The organism is Megamonas rupellensis DSM 19944 (assembly GCF_000378365.1).
GTDB lineage: Bacteria > Bacillota > Negativicutes > Selenomonadales > Selenomonadaceae > Megamonas > Megamonas funiformis.
Window position 1 is genome coordinate 1 of the sequence record NZ_KB899610.1, and the last position, 12,247, is coordinate 12,247.

Here is a 12,247-nt window from a genome sequence, read left to right on the forward strand (position 1 = left end):
TTAAAGATAGGAGTATATTTACGATTTTTATGAAGAAGTTGTGGAATACCACCATGTTCATAATGAGATATCCATCTGCAAAGAGGAGCTATATCTGGCATGTTTAGAATTTTAGCTACATGAGAAATAGAAGCTCCTTTTAAAACCATTTTAATTGCTTTAACTTTAAATTCATTTGAATATTTAGTCATAAAAAAACTGCACCTCCAAAAGTTGTTTTGTGTCCAACTTTTGGGGTGCAGTTCATTTTAACCTTCAACAACAGATATTGCTTTTTTATGTATATATTATTTTATTTTTATCAGCTATCATCATTTTTCAAAAATGGCACTTAATTCGACTTCCAAAGCTTTTGCAATCTTCATAAGTGTAGATATTGGCAAACCTTTTTTATAAACACCACGTTCTATTCTTGATAAATATGAGGCACTAATTGACGCTCTAAACGCCAATTCTTCTTGTGTATATTTCTTCATCTTTCGAAAATACATTATCTTAGCTCCAATTTGTCTATATTCAGATTCAAACACAAAAATATTACCCCTCTCATACATACTAATAAAATTATCTCATTATCTAAGATATTTACAATTCATATTCATACCAATAATCACCTTATTAGTATTAGTTATGCCTTAATATGTAAGTTTTTCATAAAGATTGTACCTATATTCATATTTATTAAGTTAATATAAGTACAATCCCTATGATAAATATTTTCTATTTATGGAAGGTCTATATTTCTATTTGTGATATCCACTCTCAAACTATCGCCATGAAGAATTACTAAATTAGCTAAATTAACATTTTGCATTTCATACAAATACTCATCGTATTTTCCTTTGTTATTTCCATAATAAGTCATTATTCCCAAAGGAGATAAAACACCATCTTTTTCTTCACTATAGATTTCTATAGGAATAGTATGTGTAGAACCACTCCAGTATCCAGCCTTTTTATCTTTGCTATTTACATTATCATATTCTACATTCATATTAAAATAGAGTGCTCTATCTGTATTAGCATACTTTTTAGGATTTAATAACTCTTTATCAAAAGGAATAGTAGCTATCATATCATCTTTTTTATCATAAATGATAAATCTCAATCCCTTTCCTGTTATCAAACCAAAGAAACCATTATCATCAATTGTCGATACAGCACTGACTTTATAATTAGTATTTTTATTTTTTAATATATCATTAGCTTTTTTTAGATTTTCATCATCTTGCTTTTGCTGTTGATACGTATCGTCAGTAGCTTTTGCCGTTTCCACTAATGTATTAGTATTTGTATTTACTTGCGTATCTTTTTCATGTTTTTGATAGAGAAAATATCCCAGACCACTGCCTACAACGATAACTACTACAATTGCAATAGCTATTATTATTTTCATTTTATTATTATTACTATTTATATTCTTATTTACATTTGGCTGTATCTGTGGACTTGTTGATACTCCTAAATTAGTACCACATTTAGGGCAAAATTTTTCACCATCATTAACTGGGGTACCACATTTAAAACAAAATTTACTCATTTCATTTACCTCTCATCAAAATGGGTCTGCTCCATAATTATTAGCACCTACATCGCCTCTAATACATAACAATTTAATGCTAAAATAAAGATTTACAAATGGTACCATCAAAATCAATATCCACCAGCCTGATTTATTAAAATCATGAAATCTTCTAATATTTAAAGATATACCCGCTACAGTTCCCACTAATTGCACTATTAAAGTTAACATCATGCCAAAATCAGACATTATACCAAAAATATCTGTTGTCGCTGCATAGATGATAAAATAAAGTACCATTACTACAACTGCGATTATCAAACTGCGTGTTATATAAAATTTTCTATTTATTCTACCTTCAAAACAAAAATATTCATTTTTTATTTTATTTAAAATACCATCAGCACTATTATTGCTATTATTTACATTAAAATTTGTATTCATATTTTGCTGATATGGCTGATTTACTGGCTGTATTGGTTGATTATTATTTACTACATTAGTATTCATATTATTGACCATTGGTGTCTGATAAAATGCTGGTGTTTTTTCACCACATTTAGGGCAAAATTTATCTGCACTAGTTAAAGCATTTCCACATTTTTGACAAATAATATTATTTACTACTTGTACATTTTGTTTTTCTAATTTATTGCCACAACTTGGACAAAAAAGCACGTTATCATCAAATTGTTTTTGACATTGTCTACAAATATTCATATCTATTCCTCATTTCTGTACGTTTCAATTTTAAATTTACTTTGCATGATATTGAGTTAATATCTTCTTCATTACAGCGATAGCATCAGAATCACGCATATTGTCGCCATTTATCTCAATTGTCCAAAGCTGAAATCTTGTATCATTTAAAATGACAAATTGGACTTTAGCTTTTGCTGGTTTATCCTGCCAACGACATGTACCTGTGAACTCTACAACTTTTGAATTATCTGTAGCCACAAAATACTCCCATTTACCATCGCTGAAAAATTGGTCAAAAGCCTTACCTATTTTTACATTAGGAACAATTTCCATTGTACCCTCTTTGACTAAAGTTACATGTTTATCTTCTAATAAACTACAACCTGAAAACATCACACTAGATAAAGTAAGTAACGCTATGAATACCATTAAATACCTCTGTTTTAATCTATGCATAAAAACCGCTCCTCATTTTACTATCAACAACTATTACTCAGTACGTATTTTCTAAAGGGTCATTGCCATATTGATTGACACCTTTTGTACCTGGCATCAAAAACAAATATAAATACAGAAAAGGTGTTATCGCTGGTATAAGTGATAATAAAGCAAAATATCCCGATTTATCCAAATCATGAAATCTTCTCATATCCAGCATAAAATCAGCTACTATACATAAACATAAAAGTATAAAGCTCAATAACATCAAGATTAAACTAAAATCATCTGACCTAGTATCTAATTCATCAATTAGTACAAAAAGTATACATTCTATAACAACTAAAACTAAACTGCGTATAAAATAGATTTTGCGATTTAATCTTCCTGTATAAGAAAAATAATCTCGCTTTATCATTTGTATAAAATCTGAATTCATCAGTTTATCTATATCATCTTGTTTTTTATTATTCCCAGAAATATTAGTTTGTATTTTAGCTCCACATTTAGGGCAAAATTTTAAATTAGTATTTCCATTTAAATTTTGACCACATTTGGGACAATATAAATTTTGCATAATGCTCACCTCTCATTTTGACGACTAATAATCAAAAGAAACTATCTTCATCCTCATCATCAAAATTGCCAAAAGAGTCTTCTTCTGTGTATTCTTCTTCTTCATAATCTGCCGATGTGTCTTCACTATTTGATGTATCATCTTGAGTATTAGTTTCATCATAAGCTTGAATACTATCTACAGGATTTTCTTGTAGCATTTCTTCACTACTTTGCATTTCACTATTATTTTGCATATTATCAGGAATAATATTTTCATCATAAGCTTGGATATTATCCACTACATTACTATTCATGATTTCAGGTGCTACCACATTATTCATATCTGGCACTACTTGATCACTATAAGCTTGAATATTATCCACTGGATTTGCGTACATTGGGTCGATATAATCTTGAACTGGCTGAACTGTTTCATTTGGAATGTATTCTGTTGGTGCTGGTTGTTCTGTACTAGATGAAGAACTATGATGACCACTAGAAGCTTCCGCTGTTGCATTATGATAAAGAGAACTAGCCATCGCCCCTACAGCAGCAGCTGCTGCATATTTACCAAAAGTTTTTAAGCCACTTTCTTGATTGTTTTGGTTATTATTCATATTATTAGGCATTTGTTGATTAGCCATTGCTTGATTGTTTGGCATATTATTCGCTCTATTATTAAAATTATTTGCCATCATATTACCATTTAATCCATTTGCGAAATTATTACCATAATTTGCATTTTGCATTGGCTGAATATAGTTCATTCCATTCGTATGTTCTGCTATATACATACTATTTTGTTTTAACATATCGATATTTTGATAAAGATGTGCAATCATCAAATAAATAGAAGCTTCTTTTACTCCCATATTCACTGCTTTTTGTAAATAATTTATAGCTTGTGCATAATTTGGCAATGGCATATTCATTTGCAAATAATTTTTACCTATGTTAAATTCGTTCATACCCATTTGATTATTATTCATTGATTGATTATTTATCATTTGATTATGTTGTTGCATCTGATTTTGCTGATAATTATTTGCACTTGGATAATTATTCTGTGTTCTCATCTGCATATTAGTATTAACCATTCTATTCGCATTTTGCTGATAATTAGTATTTTGCACTGGAGTAGTAAAATTATTTTGTAAATTTACATTATGATTATTCTCTTGATTAAATTTCATACCACAATTAGTACAAAATAAATTATCCGCTGGCATCTTGCTACCACAATTTGTACAATACTTAAACATAAATATTCGCTCCTTTTATAATATGTATTAATCTTTAATAACAATATAATAAAAATAGAACTTTCTTTGTTGTCCCATAGGGATAATTTAACTGCTTTTTCGTATTAATAGTAACAATTTAAGCCATTTTACATAAAAAAATAGCCTTTAAGATACTAATATCTAAGGCTATTTATCATAATTTAAATTTAGTTATATTCTTTTAAAAACGTCATGATTTCATTAGTCTTTGCTTTTAAAGCCTCTTTTAATTCTGGTAAATAATACTTAACTAACACACCTTCTACATCTTCTTGAACAAAAGGATTATCTTTAATAATAAATTCTGTACTCTTTAATAATTCTTCAAAGAAACATTGTGCTAAAGTATCAAAATTAAAATGATAGACCTTTTTTTCTTCATTTGTCTTGTCATCAACTATCGTCAATTCTTCTAAGTTTATATCTTTTTTTAAGTATTGCGTTACATATATAAAAAATCGCTCAGCATCATAAGCTAGTATTCTATCTATAAATTCTTTCTTTATCTCTTCCACATAATTTGTTTCTTCTAAATGCTTTAACTGCCAAAGATGATACATCTGTTCATCTTGTTTTCCTGAAAGTCTAGTAAAACTAGGCACATAATTAAAATGCTTTAAATACTCCGGCAAATCCAACTTAAATCGCTTTACCATCAAATTTATAATATGCTCTATTTCTTTATTTACCTTAAAATAATAATTCTGCTCATTTTCACAGTACGTATAATATTTCTTTAACTGATAGATTTTATATGTTTCTAATATATCCTTGATATATTCTTTCATTAAAGAAAATACATTATTCTCAAAATCCTCTATCATAGCCTTCTGAGCTTCTTCTACACTTTTATAATCTAAATCATCAACCATACTGATTGGAGTATAAAAAGGTATCTTATTAAAATCAAATGGATAATCTTTTTCTTGTACAGGCATAGGTATTTCAAATAAGTTAAATTTATCATTCAACATTATTTCTATTTGCTTTAAAGTCAATTTATTCTGTTTTTGCTCAAATTTATATTCATCTTCAATTTCATTTAAAATTTCCTCTACATATTGATAGCGATTTTCTGGGTCTAATTGTGTTGCTTTAGCTATTATCTTTTGCAGTAAATTAGATTTAGGTTGTAATTTTTTTATTGTCATACCTAAAGCATATATATCTGTTCTAGCATCTGTCTGGCTAAAACCATATTGTTCTGGTGGTGCAAAACCTTTTGTCCCCAAATATGTCGTATCAAAATTCTGGTCATATTTAAAAATACGCACCGTATCAAAATCCACTAACTTAACAACACCATCATTTGTAAGCATAATATTATTCAAATTTATATCACGATGAATAATATCCCTTTGATGTAAATTCTTCAATCCTTTACATAATTGTACTAAAATATCTTGTATCTCTTCATCGGATATATACTTTTTTTGCTCTATTAATTCATTTAAAGTTATACCACAGATATATTCTTCCACTAAAATTATTTCTTCATCGCCATCAAAAATATAATAAATCCTAGGAAGTATCCTATCATCTATCTTTTTCAATTCCTGATAAGGAACATCTTTATTTTTTAGATATTTTATAACATATACTTGTCTATCTGACTCATCATATGCCAAAATAATCTTACTCTTATCGCTTTCCTTCCATATATCTATTTGTTTATATTTATCATTTATAAACTGCTTGACAAAATCACTCATATATTAACCTTCTATCAAATAAATTTATAAATATATTTTAGCAAAAAAAATAGCAGGTCTTGTATATTATCACCTGCTATTTTATATTAATTTTTATTAACTAACTTATCTAAACTAACCTCTAAAATTTTAGATATTTTATACAATACTGGTAAAGATACACAACCTGTCACTAAACCACTTTCTATTTTTGCCATATAGCTTAGACTGATATTTGTTTTTTGAGCTAATTGCATCTGTGTATATTTTTTCAATTTCCTATAATATGCAATATTTATTCCTATCAATCTATTATCTAATTCATCATTTGTCATAAACATACCTCCTAAAATAATTATCTTACTTTAAAGCATATTTATCTATAAACTATCAAGGTTAATTTATTCATCAATAGTATATATTAAATCTTAAAAAATATTATTTTTATCATGATATGTACTATATATTTTATATCTATAATAAAATACATTATTTTTATACTATATCTAATATAACTATATAGTATCAAATTCACTCTATAAAATGTACCTAAAAAATTTTTTATCTAAAAGCATTAGAAAGTCTATTCTCATTCTTTCATAATACTTAAACATAATATCCAAGCATTCTGCAATTTAACGATGAATAAATTTCTGTTACTTGATAATCTAAAAAATTGCTTTCTGTAAAATCATATTTCACTACTCCAAAAGCACTATCAAAACTATTTCTAAATTCCATTTTTATTCCTCCTTATTTTCCACCTTAATTTTCTTTCTATATATAATATCCATTCTTCTACAAAGAAGATTTCTTTACATTATTTATATCTGCCTTAATTCATTTATTCTGGCATTTTTACTTAAAAGATTTTTTATTGACAAAAACTTTTATATCTTTTATCTTAGTTTTATAATTCTTACATTATATATATCTTGCTTAAGATTTTCATTTTGGCATTTACTTATAAAAAATTTTACTATAAATATCTTTTATAAATAAATTTCTATATAATTAATATAAAACTTCAACTGAAAATTCTGATAATCTCAGTCGCAAAACTCTTATAACAAAATATTGCAAATTTTTGCATTGTAAAATTCATCAAAATAGGTTATAATATCTTTAGTTGATTGAGTTTTAATAAAAGATAGTATATATTTTTTCACTAATATTTATACACGACTTCATTTTTAAAATGCAAAAAATAGCCCTAAATGGCAAAAAAACGGCATCTCCGCCGCACCGCGTCATTACTGGGTTTGTGGCACTTTTTAAAGTGTACAACATCACTCAATCAATCTAAATCTTGTTCTCAACCGCAAAGTGCATTTTCAGCCCAATAACGACGCGGGTTCCAGAGCACAGGGTTTAAAACTAACCCCGTTTATAGGGGACGGAAACTATGTAAAAAGTATAGTGATTTGGGTATCAAAGTTTAAAACTAACCCCGTTTATAGGGGACGGAAATAAAAAAGTCGCTAATTATGTTTAGCGACTTTTTTCTTTAATAAATATTCTTGTAGACGTACAAAAATAGCTCTAGTCAAAAGACTAGAGCTATTTCTCATATTTTTTATAAAAATTTTGATTATTGCCTGCCTTAAAAACAAAAAAGCGATATCAGATTTTTTCTGATATCGCTAATGCTTACAAAATGGCGGAGCGAGAGAGATTCGAACTCTCGCACGGCGAAACCGCCTAACGATTTAGCAAACCGTCCTCTTCAGCCTCTTGAGTATCGCTCCGTAAAATTTATTTTTTATCATTATACAATAAATTACATAATAATTCAATTATCTCATCTTAAATATATCTTTTTAAATCTCCAAATACTTAAACTTAATACTATGATTGTAAAAAATATCAAAAATAATGTAGGTTGATATAAATATTCCAAACCTATTCCCTTCAAAAAAATTCCACGAGATATCTCTACATAATGAGTCATTGGCAATATCATGCTTATATAATAAAAAAAATCTGGCATAGCTACACGTGGAAACATAAATCCTGATAATAAAATACTTGGCAATAATACGAAAAAAGATAATTGCATAGCTTGCATTTGATTTTGAGCTACTGTTGATATCAATATTCCCAAAGAAAGTATCGCTAACATAAAGATTGTAGTCAATAATATAAATAAAATCAGACTTCCTTTTATAGGAATATTAAAACCAAAATAACCTACACAAATTGCTATTATCATTTGTATATAACCAACGCAAATATACGGTACTATTTTTCCAATTATCAATTCAATTGGTTTTAATGGACTTATCAATAATTGTTCTAATGTTCCTTCTTCCTTTTCTCTAACTATAGAAATACTTGCTACCATGATTAAAGTCATCATCAACACTATGCCAATAATTGAAGGAATTATATAATTGGCACTGATAAAATCAGGATTATACCATGCTCTTATACGCAAATCATATTTACCTACAACTAAATTTGGATTATAAGATAATTGCATTTGCTCTGCTTTTTTATTAATGGCTAATTGAGCTACATTTATAGCTGAGCTAGCTGACATATTATCACTAGCATCTACAATCAATTGGATAGGTACATTATCTCCATGCTTAAAATTTTTCACCATATCTGGCGGAAATATTATACCTACAATAGCCTCACCAGAATTAATTTTTTCATTCACTTCTTTTATACTGCTAGCATAATATATCACATCATAATAATCAGTAGCCACTAATACATCAATGAGCTCTCTACTTTCTTGTTGCCTACATTGATCAAAAACAACTGTTGGTATATGTTTTACTTCTGTATTTATAGCTAAACCAAAAATCAAAATTTGAATAATAGGTAACAATATCAGCAATCTTAGCATAGTTGTATCTCTACGCATTTGTTTAAACTCTTTATATAATATTGCATAAATTCTATGCATCACTATTCACCGCCTTTTGTTTGACCAATAAGGCAAAAACTTTATTTAATGAAGTATTTTCATCAGCTACTGATTTTTTTATATTTAAAGGAATATCTTCTATTAACAATTTTCCAGCATGCAAAAATCCTATTTTATGACATAATTCTGCTTCTTCCATAAAATGAGTAGTTACTATTACTGTTATATTTTGCTCAATTAAATCTTCTATTATTTGCCAAAAAATTTTTCTAGCTTTAGGGTCTGCCCCACTTGTAGGTTCATCTAAAAATAATAATTTAGGTTTATGAATAATAGCACACCCTAAAGCTAATCTTTGTTTCCATCCGCCACTTAATTGATTTACCAAATAATCTTTTTTATCTACTATACCAGCCATTTCCATGATTTCTTGCATGCGTATATTTAATAAATCTTCATTTAAACCATATAAATTAGCATAAAATTTTATATTCTCTTTTACTGTTAAACTAGGATATAAAGAAAATTTCTGCGACATATAGCCTATCTTTAATTTCAATTCATCAGTAATATTTTCATTTTGCCATAGATATATTTTTCCTGATGTAGGCTTTAATATGCCACATAACATACGTATTGTTGTACTTTTTCCAGAACCATTTGAACCTAACAATCCATATATACTGCCCTGTTTTATCTTTAAAGATACATTATTTACTGCAATAAACTCGCCAAATTTCTTAGTTAAATTTTCTGTATAAATTGCGTAATCCATATTATCACTTCATTATAATTAATTTACTCATCAATTAAACTGATAAAAACATCTGCTAAATTTTGTTTATTATATTTCTGTTGTAAAATCTCAAGTTTATCATCTAAAATAATTTTACCTTTATTCATATAAATAATATGTTTTGCATACATCACTTCATCAAAATAAGGAGTAGCAACAATAATTGTAATATCTTCTTTATTTATCATTTGAATTAAATCCCATAATTCTTGACGAGATACAGGATCAACACCAGTTGTTGGTTCATCTAATAAAATAATTTGTGGTCTATAAACTAAAGTTGCCGCTAAAGCTAATTTTTGCTTCATTCCACCAGATAATTTTTCTGCTAAACGATGTTTAAATCTATCTAAACCCACAAAATTTAGCATTTCACTACAATTCATCAATGCTTGTTTACTATCAAAATCATGCATCTTCGCAGATAGTATCACATTTTCCTCTACTGTAAGATTTCTATACCAACTAAAATTTTGTGCCATATAGCCAATATCTGCTCTTTTTTTATAAGGTATTTTTCCATCAATTAATATATAGCCTCTATCAGGATTTAATAAACCTACTATTAATTTTATTAAACTAGTCTTGCCAGCACCATCACCGCCAGCAATGATAGTTAATTCTCCTGATTTTATAACTAAATTACAATCATCTATAATTTTTACATCATTAAAATATTTATCTACATTACTTATTTTAATCATCAAAAATCACATCCGCTATCATACCTGCTTTTAATCTATTATGCTCATTAAAAATCTTAATTTTTACCGCAAAAACCTTGTTACTTCTTTCATCTTTAGTCAAAGTTTCTCTCGGTGTAAATTCAGCTTCATCATTTATATTTATTACTTGTCCTTGGAAAACTTCTTGAGGATATGCATCCACTTGTATCTTCACTTTTTGCTGTAGATATACTTTTCCTAAATCTGCAATATCTATATATACAATAACCCAACTATCTGTTAAATCTGCTATAGTTAAAATTGCTTGTCCTTGATTAATATATTCATTATTTTCAAAATTTTTATTTACTATGACTCCTGTAATGGGACTATATACTTTTGTATCTGCTAAAATACTCGCATTAGCATTGGCTTGTGCAATTAATTTTTCAACCTGTTGCTCTTGTGCTTCTATCTGTTTTTGTCTTGTTCCTGCTAAAACTAAATCATAATTTTCTTTAGCAATATATAGTTCCTTTTCTGCTACGTCGACAGCTTTTTGCATATCATCTAAAGTTTGCTTGCTTATTCCACCTACATCATATAATTCTTTATTTCTTTTTAAATCAGTTCGAGCTTTATCAAAAATGACTTGTGCCTTTTGCAAACTATTTTCTGCCATAGCAATTTCTTGTTTCCTTGCGCCATCTTTCAAATCTTGCAGTTTTGCTTGTGCTTCTTTCACAGCTTGCCAATCACCAATATTTTGAGCTCGTAAATCTTCTCGTTCTATCTCACAAACAAAATCTCCTAAATTTAAATTATCTCCTTCTTCTAATTTAAGATTTCTTATATATCCTGCTAATCTAGGTGTAACATCATATTTTGTTACTTCTATCGTACCTGTTGCTGTCAATTTCTCCACTTTATCATAACAAAAATAGTACCATCCTATACTCACTAACATAATTAACAATATCACAACTAAAGCAATTTTTTTCTTTGGCATATTATATCACCGCCCTTATGTTAATTATGTCATAGGCAAAATTTCTGTTCAATCGACAATTATTTCTTTACTGTCGATTTTTCAATACAAATATATTATTTATCACCGATTTTACAATCTCCAAATAATCTTCTATAGATAATCTATCTTTATATTTATACATATATAATAAAGCATTAAGATGTCCATTTATAAAAAACTCGACAGCCAATTCCGCTTTTAAATCATTTTTATCTAAATGAAAAAATTTATATATATTTTTACGTATTTTTTCTTTCAGTTTAAATTGAAAACTCATATCTCCATGCTCACCTAATAATACATATAATTTAGGTGCATACATCGAAAAAAATGCTTTTAATTTTTGTAAAATATGTTTATCTTCTTGATTTAAGAAAAAACAATTTAATATATATGTTGACATACTCCCCATGCCTAAAGGCAGGGGATTCTTGGATACAAACGATACTTGCCTACTAAAATAGCAGGTCTTACTATATCTCTCCAAAGAAGGTTGATGCCCCAACCTTCCATATATTTATAGCAGCATTTCTATCTCTATCGTGGCTGGTTTTGCACTTTGCGCAAATCCACTCACGAACTGCCAAATTTTTAGTTTCAGGATTTTTTGTACCACAAACATGGCAAATTTGCGAACTTGGATAGTATCTATCTATCTTTTGCACTATTGAGCCAATTTCTCTC

16 protein-coding genes and 1 tRNA gene are annotated in these 12,247 nt (G+C 28.0%); all 17 read right to left on the reverse strand.

The window, feature by feature from the left end:
• Positions 1-191: helix-turn-helix domain-containing protein (locus F553_RS11970; protein WP_019000088.1), on the reverse strand; the 191-nt coding region annotated here is incomplete at its 3' end.
• A 120-nt stretch (positions 192-311) separates the two neighbouring features.
• Positions 312-491 (reverse strand): type II toxin-antitoxin system RelB family anti-toxin, encoded by a 180-nt coding sequence (locus F553_RS0110705; protein WP_230974266.1) that lies wholly within the window; start codon positions 489-491, stop codon positions 312-314.
• A gap of 233 nt (positions 492-724) precedes the next feature.
• On the reverse strand, positions 725-1,540 hold the full coding sequence (locus tag F553_RS0110710) for a zinc ribbon domain-containing protein (protein WP_019000089.1): 816 nt from the start codon (positions 1,538-1,540) through the stop codon (positions 725-727).
• Positions 1,541-1,555: 15 nt separating this feature from the next.
• A complete protein-coding gene (locus F553_RS0110715; protein WP_019000090.1) occupies positions 1,556-2,242 on the reverse strand; it encodes a zinc-ribbon domain-containing protein in 687 nt (228 codons plus the stop codon).
• 36 nt (positions 2,243-2,278) lie between these two features.
• Positions 2,279-2,680, reverse strand: coding sequence for a hypothetical protein (locus F553_RS0110720; RefSeq protein WP_015562091.1), 402 nt, complete (start codon positions 2,678-2,680; stop codon positions 2,279-2,281).
• Positions 2,681-2,717: 37 nt separating this feature from the next.
• Complete coding sequence (locus tag F553_RS0110725; RefSeq protein WP_019000091.1) at positions 2,718-3,239, reverse strand: DUF805 domain-containing protein; 522 nt, start codon at positions 3,237-3,239, stop codon at positions 2,718-2,720.
• A gap of 31 nt (positions 3,240-3,270) precedes the next feature.
• Complete coding sequence (locus F553_RS0110730; protein WP_019000092.1) at positions 3,271-4,482, reverse strand: zinc ribbon domain-containing protein; 1,212 nt, start codon at positions 4,480-4,482, stop codon at positions 3,271-3,273.
• A 188-nt stretch (positions 4,483-4,670) separates the two neighbouring features.
• Positions 4,671-6,215: a serine/threonine-protein kinase gene (locus tag F553_RS12235; protein ID WP_019000093.1), complete on the reverse strand. Its 1,545-nt coding sequence runs from the start codon at positions 6,213-6,215 to the stop codon at positions 4,671-4,673.
• A gap of 86 nt (positions 6,216-6,301) precedes the next feature.
• Entirely contained in the window at positions 6,302-6,529 is a 228-nt protein-coding gene (locus F553_RS0110740; protein WP_019000094.1) for a helix-turn-helix domain-containing protein, read from the reverse strand.
• A gap of 271 nt (positions 6,530-6,800) precedes the next feature.
• The gene (locus tag F553_RS12715; RefSeq protein ID WP_019000095.1) at positions 6,801-6,935 is read right to left on the reverse strand and encodes a hypothetical protein; all 135 of its coding nucleotides are present in this window, start codon (positions 6,933-6,935) and stop codon (positions 6,801-6,803) included.
• 917 nt (positions 6,936-7,852) lie between these two features.
• A tRNA-Ser gene (locus tag F553_RS0110750) sits at positions 7,853-7,942 on the reverse strand.
• A 53-nt stretch (positions 7,943-7,995) separates the two neighbouring features.
• On the reverse strand, positions 7,996-9,111 hold the full coding sequence (locus F553_RS0110755; protein ID WP_019000096.1) for an ABC transporter permease: 1,116 nt from the start codon (positions 9,109-9,111) through the stop codon (positions 7,996-7,998).
• Entirely contained in the window at positions 9,104-9,847 is a 744-nt protein-coding gene (locus F553_RS0110760) for an ABC transporter ATP-binding protein (RefSeq protein ID WP_019000097.1), read from the reverse strand. The genes F553_RS0110755 and F553_RS0110760 overlap by 8 nt, the downstream gene beginning before the upstream one ends.
• A gap of 23 nt (positions 9,848-9,870) precedes the next feature.
• Positions 9,871-10,572 (reverse strand): ABC transporter ATP-binding protein, encoded by a 702-nt coding sequence (locus tag F553_RS11980; protein ID WP_019000098.1) that lies wholly within the window; start codon positions 10,570-10,572, stop codon positions 9,871-9,873.
• Complete coding sequence (locus F553_RS0110770) at positions 10,565-11,542, reverse strand: HlyD family secretion protein (RefSeq protein WP_019000099.1); 978 nt, start codon at positions 11,540-11,542, stop codon at positions 10,565-10,567. Before F553_RS0110770 ends, F553_RS11980 begins: the two co-directional genes overlap by 8 nt.
• A gap of 67 nt (positions 11,543-11,609) precedes the next feature.
• Positions 11,610-11,966: a hypothetical protein gene (locus tag F553_RS0110775; protein WP_019000100.1), complete on the reverse strand. Its 357-nt coding sequence runs from the start codon at positions 11,964-11,966 to the stop codon at positions 11,610-11,612.
• Between the two features lie 70 nt (positions 11,967-12,036).
• A partial coding sequence (locus F553_RS0110780) for a zinc ribbon domain-containing protein (RefSeq protein WP_018999943.1) occupies positions 12,037-12,247 on the reverse strand: 211 nt, incomplete at its 5' end.